The organism is Microcoleus sp. B7-D4 (genome assembly GCF_036705125.1).
Lineage (GTDB): Bacteria > Cyanobacteriota > Cyanobacteriia > Cyanobacteriales > Microcoleaceae > Microcoleus.
Genome location: NZ_JAUBTT010000037.1, coordinates 12,729 through 37,847, shown reverse-complemented (window position 1 = coordinate 37,847; position 25,119 = coordinate 12,729). Strand labels below are relative to the sequence as shown.

Sequence of the window (25,119 nt, the reverse complement as noted above, 5' to 3'; positions counted from 1 at the left end):
TTTTCTTGTGGGGTGGGCATCCTGCCCGCCCAGAACGGGCAAGATGCCCGTTCCACAAAGAATGAGTTTTCTTGTGGGGTGGGCATCCTGCCCGCCCAGAACGGGCAAGATGCCCGTTCCACAAAGAATGAGTTTTCTTGTGGAACAGGCATCTTGCCTGTTCCTAAGCAAGTAATTGAGAAGGGTGTCAGATGTGAATTAAAACCGACGGCAATTGTGAAGCAACTTGATAAAGGGGAGTTTAGCCGTGAGTCGGGGATTGAAACCTCCCGCCCTGGATTGAACAAGTCCAAGGTATTTTGGATTAGAACTATTGCTTGTGGCATTTTGACTGTGGGTTTATTTAGTTGCGCTCAAACCCAGACCAATAGCCTCTCTCCAGAGGCAGATGCTAAACCCAAAGTAGTTGCTACCAGCACAATTATTGAGGATTTGACCGATCGACTAGCGGGCGACGAAATTCAGTTAACAGGAATTTTGCAGCCGGGAACAGATCCTCACGTTTACGAACCCGTGCCAAAAGATTCTCAAGCTTTAGAAAAAGCTAACTTAATTTTGTATAACGGTTACAATTTGGAACCGGGATTAATTAGGATGATGAATGCCGCCGGAATTAAGGCGAGGAAATTAGCAGTGGGGGAAGTTGTCAAGCCTTTGCTACTGAATAAAGAAGGTAATACCGTACCCGATCCGCACGTTTGGGGAAATGTAGAAAATGTAGTTCAAATGGTGGAAGCGATTCGGGATGCGCTAATCGAACTGTCGCCGGAAGATCGGGAGAAGTTTACGCAGAATGCTGTGAAACTTACTGAAGAGTTAAAACGCTTGGATAGTTGGATCGAAAAACAGATTAAAACTATTCCAGAAAAGCAGCGCAAATTAGTCACAAGTCACGATGCTTTTCAATATTACAGCCGCGCATACGGATTGGGAGAGGCTAACAGTTTGATCGGGATTAGTACCGAGGAACAGCCGAGCGCTCAAACGGTGCAAAAGCTAGTAGAATCGGTGAAAGCTGCGGGAGTTCCTGCTATTTTTGCTGAGACTACAATTAACCCGCAACTGATTAGAACAGTGGCGGAGGAAGCGGGGGTGAAATTGGCGGCGCAGCAACTTTATTCGGATTCGATTGGGGCACCCGGAAGCGAGGGCGATTCTTATGTGAAAATGATGTCGGCTAATACTCGCGCCATCGTCGAAGCTTTGGGGGGGAAATACACGCCGTTTGAAGTTAGCAAGTAGCAAGTATGGTGCGTCAGAATAGTTTTATTTTCTGTGCGGATAGGGTGACAGCTAACTGATAGCCGTTTAAAACAAGAATGCAACTGTAGGTAATATCCAAACCCGATAGTCATCCTTGATTCCCAATCTAAAATCTAAAATCTAAAATCTAAAATGGTCTGACGCACCCTACAAGTTTCAGTTTACCTGCTTCGACAAAATTAAATTAAGCACGTTCAACTCGTTGGAACTTAAAAGATATTTATCTGTGAAAATCTTTTCTCTACTTTGCTCTAAACTGTAGCTTCTAAACACGATAAATGGAAAGTCTTGATACTTGTGCCCGATCGGCATTACACTGTCTATAGGGTAGATCGATCGCACATAAGCCGACAAAATATCCCGAAACCGCCTATCTTCCGGTTCTTCCAGCTTGCTGTCAGCAAAATACTCCTGCATTTCCTCCCCGCTAACGAAGGCAAACAGCGGTATGGCATAATAGCGATCGAACTGCTGACTCTGCTCTTCAAAATACTGAGTTTTCTCGACTTCGCTGTTGAGAAATTGCAAAAGCTCGATCGCACCTCCTCTTATAGCCGATATTACATTCTCCGGGGACGAATCGCTATCCCTAATTAGACGCATTTTGTGCAGCAACTTCTTCTCTAGACATTCCTTAATTTCTCGATGCAGCGACATCTGGTATGTTTCTACCAAAGTGCGATCGGCTAGAGGTACGATCAACAAACTACCGCAAACATGACCGAGTTCTAAATTATCATAGCTCAACAAACCATCCAGCGGATTACACTTCTCCAAAAACTTACGATTAAAATCGTCCCGCATTTCGAGGTAAGAATCGCCCTTTTGACGAGACTTATCAGAATTTTTCAAAACATAATCCCCGCGACTCAAAAGCTGTTCCAGGCTCGTATAAACCTCCTTAAACAACATATTTCCTCGCTGGCTCTCGCTCTTTAATGTCTTAATTAGAGCCGCCATTTTGCTGCTAAAAGTATCCCCGACTGCGGAAACCGACTTACCGCCGATGGGAATCATCAAAAACTTTTCCCTACCCAAATATCCATATCCCACAATCCGCGTCATCACCGCAGTCTTCAGAATTAGCAGTAAATTCAACAAACTCAACTTGCTTTCTTGTAAAGAAAGTTCCGCATCATCAGCGTAATAAACTGCTGTATCAGACAGATAAAAAACCAATTCTTTGTCTTCACCATCAAGGGTTTTACCGTTATCATATTCTCCGCGTCCCCGATAAATCACCTGTATGATTTCCATCAGATTTTTCTCAATTTGGAAGCGGGGAATATCCACTAAAATATGCTTAGTTTTTGGGAAAGAAAGTCCACGACTTCCCGATGCAGTCATAAAGATTACTTTAGCTGTATTTTTGTATTTCTGTATTTTTTCTTTCTCCTCTTCCGAGATATTCGCGTGGACTTCCAGATAATCGGTATAGCGATTAAATTCTCGCTCATTTTGGATTTTATCAATCAACTCCGCCAATCTTCGCTTATCCTGAATGTAGACGATAATTTGTTCAACTCCCGGTATTGCTAACCGCTGATTGATATCCTCAATTATTTGAGACTGTACCCGTTTTACCAAATCATAATTTAGTTTTAAAGAAATATCTTCAGTGAATTTAACAGCTTCTACAAACACCTTGTAAGTTATCTCTAAACTGCTAGCCGGATAGGAATTCGTATTGATAAGTTTAGCAGCTAATCGTTTAAATTCAAAAGGAATAACTTGTAAAGGCGGGATTTCCTCAGAAGTTTTTGGGAGCTTTTTGAAATATATTTTATCCGGTTCCGGCGAGGTATCATCGAGGTGTTGTTTAATCACATCCGGGTCAACAATCGAAGCATCGGCTACAATAATTTTAGTATTAAAACCGTGTTTTGGGTTGTGCAAGTCATATTTGTTAAGCAGCCTACCAATTCCATGCAAAAACTCAACGCCGCCGTCGTCTCCAGTAATTTCATCGATCATAATGAAAATGTGTTTGATGCGGCTGGAGATTTCTTGCATTTTAGGAGAAATGACTGCTTTTTCCCCCTTGTTGTAAGCATCTTGAAATATTTTCTCTAAATGCTGGAGAGTATTTTTTCCGGTTTCTGTCACCTTTAAAGACTGAATGGAAACGGTAGCCACGATATTGTTCGATGTTTTACGATTGATGAGCGAATATATTCCCTCACAAACGCTATTTAGCACTCCATGCTTTTTGCCTATCCTAGGTTTGATTACTGTTTCTCCCTTCCTTTCAAGTTGCGGCTGGTGATATTCCTTCCGCTGCATTTCGGCCCTGTTGTTGATGAAGTGGACACTTTTTTGTTGAAAATTTTCGTGATGATTATTTGCGACGTAGTTGACGGTACATTGTCCAAAATTGCTGTCTATAGTATCGGAACTTGAGTTAATGCAAAATAAGCGATTGTCGCACAGCAAACCAGTCTTTTTGTCTCGAAATTTATCGATGATATCTAAGTTGACTTGCTTGCGGGGACTGACGTAAAAAAACAAGAAACCGTCGTTTATATGGGTTTTGAGGAAATCTGCGATCGCCGTTGTTTTCCCAATTCCCGGATTCCCCGTCAAAAAGATATAAGTTTCATCAGATTGCAGTGCTTTGACAATCAATTGAGCGTGAGCATTTCTCAGATGTAATCCGCGATCGATTTGCAAATCATCGGCCAGTTTATCTGATATAATATCTATGGAATTAACAAAATTATCGATCCGCTCTGTATTACGTACAGGTGTAGAACTTTTGCCAATCGTCAACAAATCGCTGACAAACTTTTTGCCATTTTGAAAACTGCGAGCTGCGTTGAGTTGAATCGTATCTAAAACATCGCCGCGAGCATCGTTAATCTCTTTATTTTTCGCTTCCTGCTGGTAGATTTTGGCACAATTCGCCAAGATGTCAATTTTATCACTGCGGAGGGAAATTGCGCTAATTGTGCGATCGCTATAACCGACAACATTCAACAACACCTCAGCACCATCAGGAATCATACCAGTCGTTTGCAGAAAACCGTAGAAGCTGTGAGCGTAGCTACCAGCCTGAATCAACTTAGCGCTTTCCTTATCCTTATACTTAAAAGCCGTAAAATAGCGGTTTAAACCCTCCGAAAAGTCAATACCTAAAGTGCTAGTATCGATTCGCAGATTAGAAAAAACACTTTTCGATCGCAAATAGCTAATTTCTCTGAGCAAAGACTTCCGCATCACCTCTATTTCGTTGAGATTCTCGACTTTTTCCGAAGTCAACGGAGGAGTAAACACAGATAAATCAACGCACAGAATTCTAAAATCCTTACCATTTTGCAACAAAATCAGGGTATCAGCTTGCAAAAACTCGCCTTTTTTCTTGTAGCGGCGGATGTAGGAGTTAATCTCATCGTCTGAGAAATTTGGTGGTGCTGTTTCAAACTGAGATAATACCTTCTTAAACGCTTTAAAAACTTCTGTCTCATCGTCATTCTGGGTTCTAATACTGTTAGCACAACTCAAACTGCACTGAAAATACAAGATTTGCGATAACCTTAAAGTCCAGCCCGTAGATGTGAGGTACTCCCGGAAGAAATTCAACCCACCAATAAAGCCTTTTTGGACAAAAAATAGACTCCACTTCTCAACAATTTTAGCATCCAAACTACCGAGGAGATTAGCTTCCCTAGTTATTTCCGCCATCATCTTTGGCAATTCTAGTTTCTGTAAATCGAGACGGTAGGAATCTCCGAAATTGTGAGCTATATTTTCACGCTGAATATACGCCAGAATCCCTATATTAAATCCCACCTCAAACAGCCGTCCCAAATCTTCACCAATCATGATTAATACCTCCCTCATCCACATTCAAGACTTCTCTTACCTTATTCAAAAATGCCAGGGAATTAAAATCCGCACTACCGCCAGCATGACTAAATACAGACAAAGCACCCACCGATTCATCGCCAATAATTCGCTCGTAGGGGTCAAGTTTTAAACTAATATTGTGACGAGCTTCATACCGAGAAAAGTGGAATATTGTTAGATAATGTAGCAAATTATTTTTGATTACACCATCATAAATCAAACCTTCACGAATATCTTGATCGTCTAGGATACCTTGATAGATATTCAACAGAGTCGAGTAGGAAATGACACCGTTATAAAAGTTTTTTTCCTCCCTGACTCTAATTCCGTTAAACAAGTTGAAAAACATCACAGCTTGCTGACTGGTATCTGCAAACAAGCTTTCAAGCTCCATTGCATCCTGAATGTAAAAGGATTTTCCCCTATCGCCTAGGAAACTGCGGACATAGTATTTATCAAAGAATATCGGATAAATTTTGATATCCCGCCTCTCTCCCTTCAAAGTTCGGAGCAATTTTTTTGACATGAAAGACAATTCCTCATCTTCCTCAGTCTGAGTAATATGCAGCGTACTCATGTAAGGTGCTTGCGAAATATATGCGAAATTCCGATATCCTTGCTGATAAAGCTGACTCATTGAATCTTCAAGGATTAACGGCTCAGAATAAAGACGGCTGACACTGTAATTCTCGGAAAGTGTTTTCAGCATTTCGACTTGAATTGTACTGTCATCTAGACGATTGATTCCGACAATTTCTCCGATTAAGCAGGCTTGTCTTTGGAAGCGGTTTTGATTGCTTCTTTTCGCATCACTATCCCGGCTGGAAACGACAATAATTGCCAATTTATCCAACTCAGGGGCTAGCTGTACATTATCATCGAATCGAAACTTTTTAGGAAGGATTGAATACAGGGAACTCAAACCGTTACGAATTGTGTAACCATTGGGCGTTTTTCTAATCCGAAATCCTTGAGAAGTTGAGCGTTGTTTTTCACTCAAAATATGAGACAATGTTTTAGAAAGGTTAGCCATAAACACTTCTGACGGCGAAGGGTGATTGTGGTCGCCTTCGTGGAGCCTCACCATCGGAATAAACAAGTTGTCCGCAGCACTTTCGAGCAATATCCTCAGACAGATATAGGACAGCAGCAACATGGTAAACTTATACACAAAAATTGCTGCAGGTTGTAAACCTTTATCGCCGCAGTCTAGTCGTCTATCGTCATAGGGAAACACAACTAATTTGGTCTGAAAATGTTTTTCGTAGATTTCTCTAGAGCGAGGGGCTTTAGGTGCAGAAAGTACAGGCAAAACATCGACACCTTTGATATTGTATTCCATGCTAAAATTTTGGCGTTCATCAGTTGGGAAATACCGGACATCTTCGATGCTGATATTGACGGGTAGCTGACAAATAGATTTTTCATCGACACTAGGTTCTTTGACGGTAATATAATGAAGCGTTTGCTTGTAATTTCGCTCCATAATGTCATTAAAAAATTTACCATTCGTCAAAATATTGTCAATATCTTCTACCAGACCTATTTTGAGGTTTACGTGTCGCGTTTCTGTGCGGGTTGGTAAAATTGTTTGACGCTCCAGAAAGCCTTTTAGCATTCTTCTCAGATGCGTAATTTTGTGTTTTATGTTAAACTGATTAAGCCCTTTAATAAAGTTGCGAAAAAGCTCTTTTTTTTGCTCATCGTTAGAACCTTGCAAAACGGGCAAGACTCTTTGTTCAAATAGGGATCTAGGCTGATGATTTAGTTCCGATTCCGGGTCGTAATTTTGTGCTAGTGGGTCATTGCGGGAAGCCAGCACAAAATAGTAGAGCAATGCTATTTTTAACAGTTTGCGGACGAAGGTTTCGGGATTAGAATCCTCATCAAATTCTGCTTGATGTTCTTCACTGTCGGGATTTAGCAGGTTCAGATAATACTCAAATACATCTTTTCCACCGCGCGCTTGAACTGAGTTATCAAATTTGATTTTGAGGCCAAAGATAAACTTACGCTCGTTACGATAATTGTCCGTACTTTCTCCCAAGTAACCTGATACAATAGGAATAATTGGCAGTGTATCTAAAAATTCCGAACGGGCAAATATCTCGCGATAATTAACTCGAACACCAGCATAATTAACTTCGTACTCGCCATCGGATTTAGTTGGGTCGTTGATGTATTCTTCTATCAATCTGAGGCGGCGAATTAAGTCTTCTAAATAGATGATGCCTACAGTATCTGTGCTGCTTGCGCGGATGTGTTCGAGCAGATACTCTAAGTAAGTAATCTTAGCTTCTTTTTGAATTTTGCCGAGAGTTTCTTTGTCTACCAGTCGGATTAATTTGTGAAAATCCGATTCAGGATTTTTAACCATCTCATCAAGACGGTGGTTAAGGTCTTCTTTCTCACTGCTAGTCTCGGCATTTTCATTGATATAGTTTTGCAAACCCTGCTTGAGTTCTTGTTCAAAAATATCTGTATTTCGGACGGTAACGGTCAATTTATGCAATTTTAAAGCTGCATGGCTTCCAGTACCTCGGCTTTCCAAAGTTAGCCTTTCTTTTTCTAAAGAAGGGTGGCGGGTGCCAAAATCGTATTTAAAGCCTAACTCTTGGCCGCTTCCCCGAAAAGAGGGTGAGTCTAATGGACTAATCAAACTAGCGACAAACCTTTCAATAGAAGTATTTTGTGGCAGTTTAAATTCTAATTGCTGCCGCAAACACTGTTGAATCTGTCTAACTTGACTGCCAAAACGCTCCTCAATTTCCGGCGGTAAGTTAACAGTAGCAGAATGTGCTTGACGTTCCCCAGAACCCAGGGGTTGCCGCACTCGCTTGTTGGCAACATCCGCAGCAATGGTGTCAATATCAATTAGCAAGCGGCTGTTGTCTTCTGATACGCTAAACGGGTTTTTAGATTGCAAAACTTCTAAAATCTTGTCCAGCAAATCGCCATAGTCCACTGGAACTAAATCGCTGTCATCCAATCTTAAGAGGTTCACCCTGTTAACTCCTTCAAAAAGCTTGAATCCACTCTTTCACATCGTACTCAGTCCAAACCCCATTTACCCAATAAGGATCGGCTTCCACCAATTGTCGCACAGCCGCCTCATCTTCGGCTTCGTAAATTGCAAAAACTTTTGTTAAATCTTTCGTGGGCCCGATCGTACTTAATACACCCGATTCCTTCTGCTTAGCCAATCCGGCTAAATGAGCGTCTCGAAACGGCTCGCGTTTTTCGAGAACGTCTTCGCAGTAACTTCCCCACATCACATATTTTGTCACGGTTTTGAGCCTTAGATGAATTTGTTTAAAAGTTATTGTACAATAAGAGTAAGAGGTTTTAACTAAAATTTTAAGAAGAAGATTAATGAACCGCAGAGAGCGCAGAGGGCGCAGAGGAAGAGGGGAAAGAGAGATGAGTGTTAGATAGGAGAAGATGGCTATGACTTTATTAGACATTCGTTTGTTGACGGTTGAAGAATATCACCGAATGGCAGAAATTGGTATTTTTGAGGAAGACGAACGAGTAGAATTATTGGCAGGACAGATAGTAAAGATGGCTGCAAAAGGAACAGCACACAGTGCAGCGGTGACACGCACAGAGAAGTTACTGGAAAACCGTTTGGGAGAGCGAGTTTTGGTGCGGCTGCAAGATCCTGTTCGGTTAAATGATTTCTCGGAACCTGAACCCGATCTTGCTGTGGTCGTACCCGATCCGCTTTACTATGAAGACCACCATCCAACTCCGTCTGAAATTTATCTGATTATTGAAGTTGCTGATAGAACCCTGAGAACAGATTTGGGGATAAAAGCGACTATTTATGCTCAGTCAGGAATTGCTGATTATTGGGTTTTGGATGTTAATAATCGGCAACTTCACGTATTTAGAGAACCGAGTCAGGATGGCTATCAGAGTATAGTAGTTCTTGAGGATGATGCGAGTATTTCTCCTTTGCAATTTCCTGATTTTTATTTTATGGTTGGGGAGATGTTGCGGCCGTTGGTGTCAATTTAATTAACGTTAAAAATTGAGCCCTGCAGGGGTTGAAACCCCCGCATCAAAGCTGAAGTCCTCGCTATGAAGACTGAAGAGTTCATTAGTTACCAATTATGCACTTGAGACGGTTTTATTGCAAGAATTTGAGCTTCTTCGCTTTGCTCAAAATGGCAAATTTACCTTGTTATCTCTAAATCTTATTAGTCCTCTTGAGAGGACTTTAGCTTTGAGCCAGGGAATTCATTCCCTGGCGGTTTCCATTGCTGAGTAGCGGCCTCTTTAGCTTCTCAAACTAACGCCGAATTTCTCAACTAAAACATCGCGCACTTTTTGTTGTGCCGGTTCGACATCGGTTTCGCTCAAAGTTCGATCGCCCGCGCGGTAAACTAACCGAAAAGCCAAACTCCGCTGTCCCGCCGGCACGTTGTCGCCCCGATATTCGTCGAACAATTCCACGGAATCCAGCAAACTACCCGCCGCCTTTTTCATCGCACTCTGCATCTCAACAACCGGAACTTCAATCGGTGCGAAAAACGCAATGTCTCGGTCTGAAGCGGGGAAACTCGAATAACCCGCGAATTTGCGAGTTAAGTTGTTCGATCGCCCTAATTCACCCAACAGCACCGCTAAATCTAATTGAAACACGTAAACCTGCTCAGGCAAATCCTTTTCTTGCTGCAATTGCGGGTGCAACTGTGCGAAAATTCCTAAATGTTTCCCGTTTAACGATAACGCAGCGGTGCGGCCAGGATGCAGCCTTGTGGGGCGGGCATCTTGCCCGCCACTAATAGGATAAACATCCTGTTTACCATCATCTTGTCGATATTCCACCGACAAACCCAACTCTTGAAATGCGCTTTCCAAAATACCTTTTGCCTCAAACCAAGTCAAAGGTCGATCGCGCCCTCCCTGCTGCCATTTCCACACAGTCGGATCGCCGCCGATAATCCCCGCAACTGCATCCGCTTCCTTCATTGTGGGGAGTAGGGGTTGGGCATCCTGCCCGCCCTCTTCCTTCCAGAAAATGCGGCCGACTTCAAAACCGTTTAGCGCCCCATTTCCCTGTTCCAAATTGTACTGGAAAGCATCAATCAAACCCGACAGCATTTCAGTCCGCAAAGCCGAATACTCCACAAACAGCGGATTCGCCAGCACCACCTGATTGTCTCCCTCAGTTTTCACCAAAGAATAGTGCATCAACTCCGTCAAACCGGCAGCCCGAAAAGCCGATCGCACATTCCGAATTGCCGCGTATTCCGCCGACAGATAACCGGGTTCCGTTTTGCTGGGCAAAGTATCGCAGAAATTGTCATAACCGTGGAGTCTGGCAACTTCTTCAATTAAGTCAATTTCCCTTTCTAAATCGCGGTAACGGTAAGGAGGAACAGTTATTGCAAACACCCGTTCTTTTTCCGTTGCAACAACTTCGCAGCCCAAAGCTGTCAGAATATTTTTCACCTCTTCCGGTTCCAAATATTTAGAACCGCCCGTTTGTCCTCTTTTCAACTGCCCCAAAACCAGATTTACTCGGTCTAAACGCAATTCGAGCGATCGCGAAAAACTCAAATCCTCGCCGGAACTCGCCGTTTTCTGCACCGTCGCAGTGCCTCCAGCCAACTCCAAAATTAGGGCAACAGCGCGGTTGCAAGCCGTCGCCAATGCCGCCTGATTCACCCCCCGTTCGTAGCGGATCGATGCCTCGCTCCGCAGGCCTTGAGCGCGCGCAGAACGGCGAATCGTTGCCTGGTCAAAAATCGCGGCTTCCAAGACTAAATTGTGCGTTCCTTCGTGAACTTCCGTATCTTCGCCGCCCATTACCCCAGCTAAGGCAACGGGTTTGTCGCTAGCAGTAATTAACAGATTTTGAGCTTGCAAATTGCGGTTTTGTCCGTCCAAAGTTTTGAAGGATTCGCCTGTTTTGGCAAAGCGGACGCCGATGCTGATATCTTGAGTACCTGTGAAAGATTGCAGGCGATCGCGATCGAAAGCGTGCAGCGGTTGTCCCCATTCCAGCAAAATGTAATTAGTTACGTCAACTACATTATTAATTGGCCGCACTCCCGCCGCCTGCAACCGCTGCTGCAACCAAGCTGGAGAAGCAGCAATTTTCACACCTTCAATTGCCGTGCCGATGTAAATCGGGCATCCTTGCGCGTGGGATATTTCTACTGCCAAACCAGGACTTTCTTTGCCCTCAATCACCACACCATTCGCTTCGGGAATTCTCAAACTCGCCCCAGTCAGCGCCGCCACTTCCCGCGCTACACCCACCATGCTCAAAGCGTCAGCACGGTTGGCAGTTGCTGTCAAGTCTAAAATTACGTCATCTAAACCCAAAAGCGGGCGAATATCGCTGCCCAATTCGGGATTTTCTAACTCGAAAATGTGAATGCCCGCTGACTCTTTCGCCAGTCCCAATTCTGCCAGAGAGCAAATCATTCCTTCGGAAGGAACGCCGCGCAATTTAGCAGGTTTAATCTTTAAATCAATAGTCGGGAGAAAAGTTCCTACAACAGCGACAGGCACGTAGATGTCTGCCCTAGCGTTGGGTGCGCCGCAAACAATATTCAGAGCTTCTGAAGAGCCGACATCCACTTGACAAACTCTCAATTTGTCTGCATTCGGATGCTGTTCGCAGGCGATGATTTTGCCCAAAACTACGCCGCTTGCCCAAGGGCGGCGGTCTTCGATTTCTTCAACTTCAAAGCCTGCCATTGTCAGGGTTTCGGCTAATTCTTCCGGCGATATCGCCACATCCACCAATTCCCGGAGCCAGTTTAGAGAAATACGCATAATTTAGTCAGTAGTCAGTAGTTAGTTGTCAGTAGTTAGTTGTCCGTTGTCCGCCCCGGCGAACTTCGACTGTGTAGCCTCAGCATAAATTATCGGACACTCATACCACATTAGTTTATTTTTGTCAACACATTTTTGTGATTGACGCAAAAACGAGCGATGAGTCCAAAGGTCACTAATTGGTGACAAATTAGTAACATTCTCAAAATAGAATGAGGTATGCTAGAAGTATCTGACAGGACAAAGAGCATCTAAATTTAGCTCAATAGCTTTCATCTCCGCACTCTATCCGATCGAGGATGAGTGGCGGGATAAAAGCCCGCCCATCAAGGGGGTTCGAGGCCCCGTAGATGGACAATTATTTTTTATTTCAAGACTAACTTTCAAGCATGGTATAATTATGGCATGATTACAGCATATAAATACAAATTACGTCCTAACTCATGGCAAGCCAATCAATTTGATGAGTGGCTTAATTTGTTGCGGATGCAGTATAACTATAGGCTGTCAGAGCGTTTTAACTGGTATGAGTCCACTCGTTGCCCTCTCGATTCATGCTCTCTGGTATCATGCAGTATTGCTCCCATACTCGAACAGCCAGATTATTACTGGCAAAAGCGAGACTTACTCAATACCAAAAAGCTATTTCCTGAGTACAGACAGATTCATTCTCAGGTATTGCAGAATTGTGTTGAGAAAGTTAAAAAAGCTTTTGATCGATATATCAAGGCTGACAAAACTGGTCAGCGTTCTGGCAAGCCAAGATTTAAAGGGAAAGGTAGATATCACAGTTTCACCTATAGCCAGATGAAACAGGACTGCATCAAAGGTAATCGCATCACTTTACCGAAAATTGGTGACGTGAAGATTATCTTGCACCGTCCTATTCCCGATGGATTTAAAATCAAAACTGTTCAGATTGTCAAAGCTGCGGATGGTTACTATGTCACCTTGACTTTACAAGATGTCACCGTGCCAACCCTACGCTATGATATCAATCTCGATCGTGCAGTTGGTATTGATATGGGACTCAAGGATTTCTTGATAACCAGTGATGCTGATACTGTAACCATTCCTCAGTTTGCTAGAAAAGCCCAAAAGGATAAAAAACTGCGAAATAAATCTGTCTCTCGCAAAAAGAAAGGCAGTAATCGCAGACGAAAAGCTGTTAAACGTCTTGCTAAACATCATCAAAAAGTGGCAAGGCAACGCAGAGACTTTCATTGCAAGACTGCAAAGCGATTACTAGACAAATACGACCTAATTGGCTTTGAAGATTTGAATGTCAAAAGTTTGGCTAGAACTAGGATGGCAAAGTCAATCCTAGATGCTGGTTGGAGTGAATTCCTATCTATTCTGGTTTGTAAGGCTGAAAGTGCTGGCAAATTGGCTATAGCTGTGAATCCAAATGGCACTACCCAAAATTGTTCTAGTTGTGGTACTCGCATCCCTAAAACTATTGCCGACAGATGGCATAGTTGCCATGTCTGCGGTCTTGAACTAGATAGGGATGTGAATGCTGCAATTAATGTCAAGAATATTGCTGTCGGGCGGACAGTGATTAAAGCTCAGCGTGCTTCCGATGCAGATGCAGGATTAGCTGAGAAGCCCACCCTATACTCGTCCGCGAGTTAGGGTTGGGAGTCGTCACCAAGTCTTTAAACTATCTTCAAGGATAATCTACCGAAAAAACTCACAGCAGCGAGATAATCAAAATAGGGAAAAGATATCGGCCTAATAGACTTAGGTGCAATTCCAATTCGCAACCGGACGCACGGCCCGCCGGCAAATGATAGATCAGTATTTCTACCAGAAGCAGGAACAGGCAATTTGTGCGTCGATCGACGCTGACAAGATCAGAACAACATAGGCAAACTCAATCAACATGAGCTACTGCGTAAATCCGGGCTGTCCACATCCTCAAAACCCTGCTGACTCTATTCTCCAATGTCAGACGTGCGGTGCGCGGTTATTGCTGCGCGCTCGCTACCGAGTCATTGAACCGTTAGGACAAGGAGGTTTTGGAGCTACATTTCTGGCAAAAGACATCTCATTGCCCGGTCAACCGAGTTGCGTGGTCAAGCAACTGCGACCCAGTAGTTCGTCGCCGCGAGTTTTAGAAATGGCGCGGGAATTATTCAAGCGAGAGGCGAAAACCCTCGGCCAACTGGGCGACCACCCGCAAGTACCGAGGCTGCTAGACTATTTTGAAACCGAACAGCAATTTTACTTAGTTCAAGAGTATGTTAAAGGCTCGACTTTGAAACAAGAAGTCAAGCACTCAGGCCGTTTCAACGAATCGGATGTTAAAAATTTTCTATTAGAAATTCTGCCAGTAGTGCAATATATCCACAGCCAAGGAGTAATTCACCGAGACATCAAACCCGCAAATATTATTCGCCGAGTTCAAGACGGCCACTTAGTTCTGATTGATTTCGGAGCGGTAAAAGACCAAGTTAGCCAAACAATATTATTAGACCCCGCCGACCAAAGCGCCAACACGAAATTTTCAGTCGGCACATTTAGTTTTGCTCCCCCGGAACAAATGGCGCTGCGGCCGATATTTGCCAGCGACATCTACGCGGTGGGGATGACTTGCTTGTACTTGCTGACAGGAAAGTCGCCCAAGGATTTAGATTTTGATGGAGTAACCGGCGAAATTGTGTGGCATCCCCATGTTCAGGTAAGCCCAAATTTTGCGCGGATCCTCGAAAAAATGCTGAAGCCGATGGTTGGCCACCGCTTCCAATCGGCAGCAGATGTCCTCAGAGCTCTCTCTGGCGAATTTGAAGACCCAAGTCTTGTCGATGGCTTGGCAACTCAATTCAACGGCTCTTCTCGTGCAGTTGAAGAACCGACAATATTTAATGACGAGGGTTCTTCGTGGTCACGGCCTCAGAGCAAAATTAATCAAGATTTACGATCGAACCACACCCGCGCTGGTAGAAGTTCCTTCACCCAATCCGGGAACACGGGGATGCAGCCCAGAGTTTCCCGGACTCTGGCTGAGTCAGGCAGAACTTTCGGAACGGTTGGACATTCTAGCGGCAATTTAGCAGCGTCAAAGGTATCGAAAGTTGCTCCTAAGTGGGACACCAACAGCTTGCGAGCGGCATATTTTAAAGGCAAGCGCGATTTTGCTGACTGCGAACTGTCGGGCTTGCAACTGCAAAAATTGCAGTTAGCGGGAAGTAATTTTTATCAGGCTAGGTTGGTGAAGGCAAATTTGCAAGCAACGGATTTGTCGGGGGCGAATTTGGGTCACGCCCGGTTAACTCAGGCGAATTTGCGAGATGCCAACTTGACAGAGGCTTATTGCAGCACTGCCAATTTTGAAGGCGCGGATTTCCGAGGTGCTGACTTGACGGGGGCTTATTTGACTAAGGCGAATTTGCGGGGAGCAAATTTGTGCGGGGCGAATCTTACGAACGCTACAGTTTCTGAGGAACAACTGGCAATGGCAAAGACCAATTGGCTTACTGTTAAGCCGGATGGTAAGCGGACTTTTGGATTTTAATAAGTCAGTTGTCAGTTGTCAGTTGTCAGTTGTCAGTTGTCAGTAGGCAGTAGGCAGTTGTCAGTTGTCAGTTGTCAGTTGTCAGTTGTCAGTTGTCAGTTGTCAGTTGTCAGTTGTCAGTTGTCATAAGTTAACAGTCAACACTCCACAGTCAACAGTCAACAGTCAACAGTCAACAGTCAACAGTCAACAGTCAACAGTCAAAAGTCAACAGTCAACAGTCAACAGTCAAAAGTCAACAGTCAACAGTCAACAGTCAACACTCCACAGTCAACAGTCCACAGTCAACTCCCCCAGTCAGGTGAGTCGTCAGGAGGAAGCTCGATCGCCGATCGGCCGCCTAAATTAAAAACTAGGAATGGAGGATTCGATCGCACCTAAACATGAAACTGCTCAACCGCCGCACTCGAACGCTTCTGTACACCGGCATCCTGGCGCTGGCCTACTTTGTTACCGGAAAACTCGCAGCGTCGATGCTGGGACTGGTGAAAGCCGAACCCTCCCCCGTGTGGCCGCCCGCCGGTATTGCTCTAGCGGCACTGCTACTGCAAGGGCGACGGATGTGGCCGGGAATTGTCCTCGGTTCAGTGCTGTTAAACTCTACCGGCGGTATACCGTCGGCTGTCATTGCCACATCGGCCTTTAGCGTCACCCTGCAAGCGCTGGCTGGAGAGGCTTTGCTGACTTGGAGCGGATTTTCTACCAAACTCGATCGACTGCGAGATGTTCTGGCTTTAGTAGCGGGCGCTGTCATCGGGTCTACTCTTGTGGGTTCTATCCTCGGCAACTTGGGTACGTGCATTTTTGGTTGGGCTCAGTGGAGCAATTTCTCTCGCAACTGGTGGACTACGTGGCTCGGAGACGGCATGGGAATTTTGATTGTAACGCCCGTGCTGCTGACTTTGAACCACGTCGTTAACAGTTTTAAATTTCCACTAAAACTCAGATATTTCATTATTCTCAATTACTTGTTTAGGAACAGGCAAGATGCCTGTTCCACAAGAGATGAATTTTCTTGTGGAACAGGCATCTTGCCTGTTCTTGATAATGGTGTAAGAGGTGAGAAACAATCTCGGATTATTTCTATTTTAAAACCCTTTTTTAACTGGGAAAGTTACCAATCACAAGTTACAAATTATCCCCGGAGATTTCCTGCACCTGAAAACCGCTACAATCTTCTATTTTTAATCATTAATTATTCAGAAATAGCGCTCTGGCTGACTCTCTTGCTGAGCGTTAGCTGGCTATTTTTTTGCTCAAAAACACAAGCGGCGATCGCTCAGTATCCGCTGGAGTATCTGCCTTTTCCTCTAATAGTTTGGGCTGCCCTGCGGTTTCAACCGGCGGGAGCGATTTTTGCTTATTCGATCGTCTCTTACATCGCGATTTGGGGAGCAGTGCAGGGAGGCGGCCCGTTTTTGGCCAAAAGCGATAATCTCAAACAGGCGGTTTTATTTTTACAAGCTTTTACCGGTACGATCGCCCTTGTGGCTCTGATGTTGGCTGCAGCCGTAGCAGAACGCCAGCAAGCGCTGGTGGAGGTGCGCCGCACGGCCGCCATGCTGCGCGATCGCGAAGCTAGTTTAGCCAACGCTCAGCGCATCGCTCAGTTGGGAAATTGGGATTTAAATTGCGCCGCCCTCACAGCAACTGACAACTGCGAAGAATCCGCAGAACATCATATATCCAATATCGAATTGCGGTGGTCAAACGAACTTTACCGCCTCTTGGGTTTTGCTCCGGGAACTGTCAAACCCACACCAGAAGTTTTTTTGCAGGCTGTACATCCAGAAGACCGAGAATTGGTGGCGCGATCGCAGCGCCAAGCTATGTTTGAACGCCAAGCCTATTGCATTAACTACCGAATTGTGCTGGCAGATGGCTCCGAACGTACTGTCTGCGAACAGTCGGCCATTGAGTCAGGGGCGATCGCCGCCACAGTCCAAGACGTTACCGAACGCCACCGCGCGGAAACCGCTTTGCGGGCGTCCTCCGATCGCGATCGCTTGCTCTCAGAAATCGCCCTGCGAATTCGCAACTCCCTCGACCTCGAAGAAATTCTCAATACTACTGTTGCCGAAGTCCGGCAATTTTTCAAGGCAGACCGCGCTTTCATCGGTATTGTGGACGCGGACGGGGTAAATCTTCCTAGCCCGGTGTACGGTAAGGTTGTGGCTGAGTCTGTGGCAAGCCAATGCCGTTCTCTTTTGGGGTGGGTACTCGCTGACGAGAATCACCTCGAAAGCCAGAAAACTTTTTATGCTAACAACCGCGTCCGAGCTCTCTCCGATACTGCTAGCGTTCAACAGAGCGTTCCAATTTCCCAATTGTACAGCGATTATCAAATTAGAGCGACGTTAAATGTGCCGATCTTCCTGGGGGATGAATTGTTCGGGATCTTGGCCGTCAACCAGTGCTCCGGGCCCCGCCAGTGGCAGGAATTTGAAATTGATTTGTTGGAAAAACTCGCTACCCAAGTGGCGATCGCTCTCCAGCAAGCCCAACTTTTGCAGCAGGTAAAAGCTCTCAATGCCAATTTGGAATCTCAAGTCGAGGAACGCACCCACCAACTACAGCAAAAAATGCACGAGTTGCAAGAAAGCAACCGCCTCAAAGACCTATTTTTGCACGCAGTTTCTCACAATCTCCGCACTCCTGTTATGGGAATGTTAATACTGCTGAAAAATTTGCTCAACAAATCGCCCTCTGACTCTCTACAGGATGTTCCGGTTTCTCGATCGATTTTGCAGCGCATCGTTCAGGCCAGCGAACACCAGTTGACTATGGTTAATGCCCTGCTCGACGCTCACGCTAGCGAGGTCAAAGGGATTGTTCTCAATACTGTACCGCTGCATTTGCCGTCTTTAGCTTCAGCCATTGTTGCCGATTTAGAACCGATTCTGGCAAAAAATCAAGCAAATTTGACTCAGGATATTCCGGCGGATTTGCCACAAGTCAATGCCGATCGCCAACACTTGCAGCGGGTGCTAGAAAATCTGTTGACTAATGCTATTAAACACAATCCTCCGGGAGTCAATATAACTTTTAAAGCCGAGGTAATTGAAGTTGAAACAGCGCTAAGTTATGAAGAAAATTCACAGGCTTTAAGAGCGCCCAATAATCCGCTTGGCCGCTGTATCGCTAATGGGATATCTACTGCGGGCGATCGTCCTAGGATGGGCGAGAGCACCCAGAAAAATCAGGAAACCCTGGCCAAATTTAACCTCGACGGCAGTTGCAAAATGCCTCGCTATCAGGGTCAAATTGGCAATATCGGCAGCAAATTGCCCGAAGTCACCGTAAAAATGGTTCGCTGTACTGTAACAGATAATGGAGTGGGAATCAGCGCCAAACAGCGGGAATCTCTGTTTGAACTTTACGTTCAAGACCCTAATAGCCGACAATTAACAGGGCTGGGTTTGGGACTGTACCTGTCCAAGCAAATTATCAAAGCTCACGGCGGCTCGATCGGCGTCGAAAGCACTCCCGGCGGTGGTTCGACTTTCTGGTTTTCGCTACCTGCTGTCAACTCGGACGATCGATCTTTGTCAATCTAAAATCTAAAATCTAAAATCCGCGCAACCGCTAAGTTTTTCGACTCACAGTCAACAGTCAACAGTCAACAGTCAACAGTCATTCCGGTGCAACCGGAATTGATATAATCTAAAATGGTATGAGCTATTTGGGCAATGCAAAATCAGTTCAGGCGTTAACGGTTTACGAGGTGTGGCGCGATCGCTTCCTCCGAGATCGGCTGCGCCCTGCTGTCGGAATTGCCATCTTTTTTGCCTTCACAATAACAGTCTATTTTCTGGGCGAAAGATTCTTCGCTCGCCAGGAGTTTGAAAGTGTTTATTTGTACACGAGCGCTGCTGTAGAATTGGGTTTGTTGACTTGTTTTGTGTTGCAAAAAACCTCCTTCGGACAGCGCTATCCCGGTTTGCTATTTTTGGGTTTTTCGTGGTCGCTGACGGTGGTTGTACAGATTGGGCTAGCTGTCGCACAAGCCGGGGAAGTACCAATTTTTACCTGGAGTTTAGCGTTTCTAATCCAAGCTACGCTGATGCCCGTCCGCTGGCGCCTCCACCTGATTTCTCAACTCGGCGTTTTGTTTTGCCACGTCGGGATAAATTTGGTTTTAAATCTAAGTTTTGCTAAGTATACTCCTTTTAAGTTAACCGGGTTTTACTTATATTTGTTTTGGTTTTGTTTGATTTGCGATTTGTCGGTTTATTGGTACGAATGTCTGCAACGGAAAGAGTTTAGTACCAGGCGTGAGTTGGAATCTGCTTACCAGCAGTTGGAGGCGGCGGAGGCGAAGTACCGCAGCATTTTTGAGAATGCGGGCGAGGGGATTTTTCAAAGCACTCCCGATGGCCGTTATATTACTGCAAATCCAGCTTTAGCGCGGATTTACGGCTGCGATTCCCCGGAAGAAGTGACGGCAAAGTTTACTGATATCGATCGGCAGTTGTACGTCGATCCGGCTCGCAGAAATGAGTTTTTGCGATCGATCGAGGAAAGCGGCACAGTATCGGATTTTGAATCTAAAATTTACCGCTCTGATGGCAGTATTGTCTGGATTTCTGAGAAGGCGCGGGCGGTACGGGACAGCAGCGGCGCTGTGCTTTATTATGAGGGTTTAATTGAGGATATCACGCAGCGCAAACAGGCACAAGAATCGCTGCGGCTCTTTATCCACGCTCTTTCTCACGACTTGCGAAACCCGGTAGCGGGAATGTTAATGGTGCTGAAAAATTGGCAGACGAAAACCGGGGATTCCATCGCAATTCCCCGTTCTGTTTTGGATCGGATGATTCAAGGTAGCGAGCAGCAATTGCGCTTGATAAATTCGCTGTTGGAAGTTCACGCCGGGGAATTGCGCGGTTTGGTTCTGCACTGCGAATCGGTTAACTTGAGGGCGATAGTTGAAGCCGCTGCGACCGATTTGGAGCCTTTAATGAATGAGGGTAAAGCTACTTTTAAAAATTTAGTCCCGGATGATTTGCCAGCCGTGAATGCTGACAAAACTCAGTTGTGGCGCGTGTTATCTAATTTAATAGCTAATGCTTTGAAACACAATTTTCCGGGACTGAATTTAACAGTTTCTGCTCAAGTAATCAAGGCTGAAAAATTAACTATAAATCAAAGGAGAGCAAAACAAGACATCGACAAATTACCGATTACCAATCCACAATCTCCCATTACCAATCCCCAATCGCCCATCCCCAATCCCGGAAGTAGGATGATTTACTGTACCGTGGAAGATGACGGGGCGGGAATATTGCCGGAACAGTGCGAACATCTTTTTGACCTTTACGCTAGGGGCGATCGATCCCGACACTCCGTCGGTTTGGGTTTGGGTCTATATCTTTGTCGGCAAATTATTAATGCTCACGGCGGCCAAATAGGGGTAATTAGTACTCCCGGTGCTGGGGCAAGTTTTTGGTTTACTTTGCCGCTGGCTGAGAATTTGCGGTGATTTTTTTTGTATGTTTAATTACATTAAATCTAGCAATCGTGCCATATATTAAGAACGTTCTTAATTGCGGAAACCCTTGCGAAATATGCTTCTGCCTTCTTCCTTCTTGCTGCGGCTATACTTGTGTTGTGCCGTCGCAGGTGCTTTTTGAGTGGTTCAAGCCAAATCAGTAGATCGGACTATTTCGATCGGACTATTGATATTAACTTAAAACCGTGGTATATTTACCAAAATGTTTTTAAAAGAAAAATAAATTTCAGATCTTCACATTTTCTTTAGAAACATCATTTAATCTAGAAAACCTCTAAAACTAGATAAAAAATATGCAATTTATGTTTGTCGAGAAAAGCTCAGAAAATACAGCTAAAGAGGATGCAGCTAAGTACGACTCAGCTAAATATAACGAGCGGTCGTTCTCAACTTTAATTCGGGCGCTCCGTCTTTCCCAAGGTTACTTTTCTTTCGTTTTAGTCAACTGCAACTCGCTGGCTTTGCGGCAGCAAATAGTCGATCGGCTGCAAGTAAATTGTCCCGTGAAACCCCGGCAACTGTTTTTGCCCAAATCGGCTACAACTCTTTACACGACAATCGCAGCAGAAATAGACGGGGAACAGCCTCCAGCTTTAATGCTCCTCGGTTTGGAATCAGTGCAGCCCATCGATCGATTGCTCGTTTCTACCAACCTACTATGCAGCGAATTCAGCAAAACATTTTCGTTTCCCCTCGTCTTTTGGGTGACGGATGAGCTTCTGAGAAAAATCATTCGCACCGCCCCGGATTTATACAATCGGATGACGACAATTAGATTTATCAGTAATTAGTAATCAGCCCATAGATTTTAGATTTTAGATTTTAGATTTTAGATTTTAGATTTTAGATTTTTAACAGTCAACAGTCGATCGATTTTAGATTTTAGATTTTAGATTTTAGATTTTTAACAGTCAACTGTCAACTGTCAACTGTCAACTGTCAACAGTCAACTGTCAACTGTCAACTGTTAAATTCCGCTTCCCAAATCAGGACTAATTTTCGCGCCGCCGCAGTTCCCTCCGCAGGAAAACTTGCCAAAAAGTCTTTATCAGCCGCCACGTCGTAAGGCCCTTCCTTAAACTCCAAAATCACAGTATCCTGTGTCAAAGCTACTAACGTGTGAATAGTGCCCTCTGGCAGTTCGACAGCGCGAGTCGGGCCGGCCGCGCTGACTCGCAACGATCGCAGGATTTGACCGTTTTCGTTCAAAATAACAATACCGACTTCTCCTTGAATCACCACAAAAAACTCAAAACCGTTAACTGCAGGCGGGCGCAGGTGTTGGTGAGGCCGGACGTAAGTGCCTGGTTGCAGCACGTTGACAAACCGCTGCACCTTTTCAGACAAATCATGGAAATTGTAATTTTGTCGCTGGCGGGGACTGCGGCGGGAGGAAGCGGCAACTTCGTCTAGCAATTCTTGCGTCAGCAATTTGATCGGAGGGGACTGCACAACAGATATCCTGTATTTAAGAGTTTGTGAACAAATGGGCTAGTCTGGGATCATCGTTATCAGCATCTCTTGACACATGGAAATCGCAACTCAGGTGCGTATCACTAAGGCAATGCGTTTGTCAAGTATCTTTAGAAAAATTATTAGCCCGATCGCCCTTTCGACTATTCTAGTCTGCGCCAATACCGTTTTTGCATCTGAACCGACGGCGGCACTGTTGGTTCAGCAGGAATTCTCACAGCAGCAACTTAAAGAAGAAATTCACGATCGAGTTCAAGAAGAAGTTGACATTGCTTTCGGGCGCACGGCGGTATTGCTTAACGGGCTGATAATTGCCCTAACTTTGTTTCCGACAGCAGCCGGAGTCGGGGTGTGGTTTCTGTTGAGCAAATTGTCCAAGCAGACAACAATTGCTCGCCAAGAAATTGAAAGTCTCCATTACGATACAATCTCTCAATTAAAACTATTAATTTCCGACGCTGAAACTATCTTAGGCGAAATTCAACACCAAAGTCACTCGGCGGATGCAGAAACAGACCTTTTATTCCCCGATGCCCAAATTCAAGAATTTGCTCCGGTTAACTACGGCAATTACCAACAGTTATTGACGGCCGCCGACTATGCTAAACAGGGAGATGCTTGTTTCTTTGAAAACCGTTATCAAGATGCGATCGCCGCTTACGATCAGGCCCTGCAAATTCAGCCGGATTTAGCCGATACTTGGAATAACCGAGGAGTAGTGCTGACGAGAATGCAGCGGTATCCAGAGGCGATCGCCTCATACGAACAAGCTACTACAATTCGTCCGAATTATCCCGATGCTTGGAACAATCGAGGCGTGGTATTGTTGGAGTTGCAGAAGTACCAGGAGGCGATCGGCTGTTACGAACAAGCAATTCAAGCCAAACCCGATTATGCCGATGCTTGGAACAACCGAGGCGTTGCTTTTTCCAAAATGCAGGAGTACGAACAAGCAGTAATTTCTTACAATCAAGCCCTACAAATTAAAAATGATTATACTGACGCTTGGAACAATCGAGGCGTTGCACTCTCCAAATTGCAAAAATACGAAGCGGCGATCGCTTCCTACGACAATGCTGCTAAAATCCGACCTGACTTTTACAGAATTTGGTACAACAAAGCCCGATGTTATGCACTACAAGGTAAAATTGAATTAGCAATTGAAAATTTAAAGCGCGCCCTCAATCTGAATCCGAATGTGTGTAAAGAGTTGGCAAAAAGTGAAGCTGATTTGGAGAAGATTCGCGAACATGAGGCATTCAAGCAGTTGATAAGTTAATAGCTGTAATTGTAGGCTGCGTGACCACAAATCATTTCAAATTTATCACGGGTGACTAATAAAAGTCACGCACCGAAAAATTACGCTATCTACATTCGATCTATCAATTCATCAGAAGTCACACAAAGTCTTGTGCTGTCTCGATTACTTTTGCCAATATTACACTTTTTGCAAAGAGTTTGTAGATTACTCATATGGTCAGAACCACCTTTTGAACGGGGGATAATGTGGTCAACTTCCAATAAAACTCCATCTTCCCGTGCCGATCTACCACAGCTAAGACATTTCCATTTATCTCTAGCAAGTACAGTCCACCATTTACCTGCTCTCACAAAAGAATAACTGTCTAGTTCAGGCATTTCTGAAGAATCAAAATCTTCCTCCTCGGTTTCTTCTGTTTCTATGTCAGTTTCGGGATTTCTACTATCTAAATAAAATTCTTTGAATTGCTCAAGCCTATTTTCAAGCTGAGGTTCTCGTCCTTCACCAATACAAATAAATGATTCTCCTAAAGCGTATAAGAGGATGAATGCAATAACTATTTCATACAATCCTCGCCCTCGCCTGACAGGAAAGTAGTATTTTGGTGATATCAACCTTATAGCATCTGATCCTACTTCATCAGGCACAATTGCCTGATGAAGAGGCAGAACTTCAAATTCAGGATTATACGTCGTATGTGAAATACGTGCTACCGATAATAGTGGCATTAAAACCTCGCTATACTTAGCGACAAGTTGGGAAATTCTTGCCACGTAAGCATCATCTACGCCTTGACGAAATGGCATTAGCTCAGCATGAATTGTTCCACTAGGAAATACCTTAAACGTCAGATAAGTGGGATGATGAAAGAATGGCTGTCCATTTCTCTTGAGAATTTTGAGCGGTTTCTCACCCCGTTTTGCAATAATTCCAATATGAACAAAGCCATAGTCTTTGTTCTCCTTTGCTTTATCTCGATGACTTGGAGAGTAGGCAAAAGTCATTCTCTCGTATGGATTCACATCGTAGACTAGCGCCACAACATCAAGGGTATAACGCAGTAACGTCTCTAGCCGAGGGAAAAAATAATTTTGCAGTGTTGAAAGCCTGGTTTTAGTGTCAGAGATATTGAAAATTTGAGTATCCCTCTCTACAAAAATCACTTCATTAATATTGTGACTATCTTGCACGTTTCTGACTCCTTGTATTTCACGAGCTATTCAATCATATCAAATCCATTTACACTCCTTATGATATCATTTAAGATTTGACATATGTCATTGCGAGCTTTTAGCGAAGCAATCGCAATCGCTACGATCTCATTCCGATGCTGCCGGAAATGATATCACACCGATCGATAGCTTGCTAGTTTGCTGTATTCCTAATTTGTGGTGGAATTCGAGTCTATCACATATTGCGGACTAAAGTCCACACTACAAACTAATTTTAGTG

Annotated in this window: 15 protein-coding genes; 9 read left to right on the top strand and 6 right to left on the bottom strand. The window is 44.5% G+C overall.

Annotation, left to right across the window (positions count from 1 at the left end; genetic code table 11):
- A partial coding sequence (locus tag QUB12_RS16420; protein WP_445300669.1) for a metal ABC transporter substrate-binding protein occupies positions 1-1,242 on the top strand: 1,242 nt, incomplete at its 5' end.
- Positions 1,243-1,419: 177 nt separating this feature from the next.
- Here QUB12_RS16420 and QUB12_RS16415 read toward each other — a convergent pair.
- The 3 genes from QUB12_RS16415 to QUB12_RS16405 are packed head-to-tail and all read right to left on the bottom strand — an operon-like array spanning position 1,420 to position 8,396.
- Positions 1,420-5,085, bottom strand: coding sequence for a helicase-related protein (locus tag QUB12_RS16415; protein ID WP_333307658.1), 3,666 nt, complete (start codon positions 5,083-5,085; stop codon positions 1,420-1,422).
- Positions 5,075-8,113, bottom strand: a complete 3,039-nt coding sequence (locus QUB12_RS16410) for a hypothetical protein (RefSeq protein ID WP_333143049.1) — start codon at positions 8,111-8,113, stop codon at positions 5,075-5,077. Before QUB12_RS16410 ends, QUB12_RS16415 begins: the two co-directional genes overlap by 11 nt.
- Positions 8,114-8,126: 13 nt before the next feature.
- Positions 8,127-8,396 (bottom strand): YciI family protein, encoded by a 270-nt coding sequence (locus tag QUB12_RS16405; RefSeq protein WP_333107441.1) that lies wholly within the window; start codon positions 8,394-8,396, stop codon positions 8,127-8,129.
- Between the two features lie 160 nt (positions 8,397-8,556).
- Between QUB12_RS16405 and QUB12_RS16400 the strand changes: the two genes are divergently transcribed.
- Entirely contained in the window at positions 8,557-9,129 is a 573-nt protein-coding gene (locus tag QUB12_RS16400; protein WP_333143048.1) for a Uma2 family endonuclease, read from the top strand.
- A gap of 261 nt (positions 9,130-9,390) precedes the next feature.
- Here the strand turns inward: QUB12_RS16400 and pheT are convergent, their stop codons facing one another.
- Positions 9,391-11,904, bottom strand: a complete 2,514-nt coding sequence (pheT, locus tag QUB12_RS16395) for a phenylalanine--tRNA ligase subunit beta (RefSeq protein ID WP_333143047.1) — start codon at positions 11,902-11,904, stop codon at positions 9,391-9,393.
- A gap of 405 nt (positions 11,905-12,309) precedes the next feature.
- Here pheT and QUB12_RS16390 point away from each other — a divergent pair, with 405 nt between their 5' ends.
- From QUB12_RS16390 to QUB12_RS16365, 6 genes are all read left to right on the top strand, one after another.
- The gene (locus QUB12_RS16390) at positions 12,310-13,539 is read left to right on the top strand and encodes a transposase (RefSeq protein WP_333143046.1); all 1,230 of its coding nucleotides are present in this window, start codon (positions 12,310-12,312) and stop codon (positions 13,537-13,539) included.
- Positions 13,540-13,789: 250 nt separating this feature from the next.
- Positions 13,790-15,421 (top strand): serine/threonine-protein kinase, encoded by a 1,632-nt coding sequence (locus tag QUB12_RS16385; protein ID WP_333143045.1) that lies wholly within the window; start codon positions 13,790-13,792, stop codon positions 15,419-15,421.
- Positions 15,422-15,485: 64 nt separating this feature from the next.
- Positions 15,486-15,770 (top strand): hypothetical protein, encoded by a 285-nt coding sequence (locus tag QUB12_RS16380; RefSeq protein WP_333307654.1) that lies wholly within the window; start codon positions 15,486-15,488, stop codon positions 15,768-15,770.
- 34 nt (positions 15,771-15,804) lie between these two features.
- Positions 15,805-18,978, top strand: a complete 3,174-nt coding sequence (locus tag QUB12_RS16375) for an MASE1 domain-containing protein (RefSeq protein WP_333307651.1) — start codon at positions 15,805-15,807, stop codon at positions 18,976-18,978.
- Positions 18,979-19,094: 116 nt separating this feature from the next.
- Positions 19,095-20,903 (top strand): PAS domain-containing sensor histidine kinase, encoded by a 1,809-nt coding sequence (locus QUB12_RS16370; RefSeq protein ID WP_333307648.1) that lies wholly within the window; start codon positions 19,095-19,097, stop codon positions 20,901-20,903.
- Positions 20,904-21,226: 323 nt separating this feature from the next.
- A complete protein-coding gene (locus QUB12_RS16365; RefSeq protein ID WP_333143041.1) occupies positions 21,227-21,724 on the top strand; it encodes a hypothetical protein in 498 nt (165 codons plus the stop codon).
- Between the two features lie 169 nt (positions 21,725-21,893).
- Here the strand turns inward: QUB12_RS16365 and QUB12_RS16360 are convergent, their stop codons facing one another.
- Positions 21,894-22,385, bottom strand: coding sequence for a WbuC family cupin fold metalloprotein (locus QUB12_RS16360; protein ID WP_333143040.1), 492 nt, complete (start codon positions 22,383-22,385; stop codon positions 21,894-21,896).
- Between the two features lie 76 nt (positions 22,386-22,461).
- Here QUB12_RS16360 and QUB12_RS16355 point away from each other — a divergent pair, with 76 nt between their 5' ends.
- Positions 22,462-23,685: a tetratricopeptide repeat protein gene (locus tag QUB12_RS16355; protein WP_333143039.1), complete on the top strand. Its 1,224-nt coding sequence runs from the start codon at positions 22,462-22,464 to the stop codon at positions 23,683-23,685.
- 89 nt (positions 23,686-23,774) lie between these two features.
- Here QUB12_RS16355 and QUB12_RS16350 read toward each other — a convergent pair whose 3' ends face one another.
- Positions 23,775-24,857, bottom strand: a complete 1,083-nt coding sequence (locus QUB12_RS16350) for an HNH endonuclease (RefSeq protein ID WP_333143038.1) — start codon at positions 24,855-24,857, stop codon at positions 23,775-23,777.
- Positions 24,858-25,119 lie beyond the last annotated feature (262 nt).

Excerpts from the sequence above, each read along its gene's own strand:
- pheT (WP_333143047.1), bottom strand. The coding sequence starts at position 11,904 with ATGCGTATTTCTCTAAACTGGCTCCGGGAATTGGTGGATGTGGCGATA.
- QUB12_RS16390 (WP_333143046.1), top strand. The coding sequence starts at position 12,310 with ATGATTACAGCATATAAATACAAATTACGTCCTAACTCATGGCAAGCC.
- QUB12_RS16365 (WP_333143041.1), top strand. The coding sequence starts at position 21,227 with ATGCAATTTATGTTTGTCGAGAAAAGCTCAGAAAATACAGCTAAAGAG.
- QUB12_RS16375 (WP_333307651.1), top strand. The coding sequence starts at position 15,805 with ATGAAACTGCTCAACCGCCGCACTCGAACGCTTCTGTACACCGGCATC.
- QUB12_RS16370 (WP_333307648.1), top strand. The coding sequence starts at position 19,095 with ATGAGCTATTTGGGCAATGCAAAATCAGTTCAGGCGTTAACGGTTTAC.
- QUB12_RS16415 (WP_333307658.1), bottom strand. The coding sequence starts at position 5,085 with ATGATTGGTGAAGATTTGGGACGGCTGTTTGAGGTGGGATTTAATATA.
- QUB12_RS16385 (WP_333143045.1), top strand. The coding sequence starts at position 13,790 with ATGAGCTACTGCGTAAATCCGGGCTGTCCACATCCTCAAAACCCTGCT.
- QUB12_RS16400 (WP_333143048.1), top strand. The coding sequence starts at position 8,557 with ATGACTTTATTAGACATTCGTTTGTTGACGGTTGAAGAATATCACCGA.
- QUB12_RS16355 (WP_333143039.1), top strand. The coding sequence starts at position 22,462 with ATGGAAATCGCAACTCAGGTGCGTATCACTAAGGCAATGCGTTTGTCA.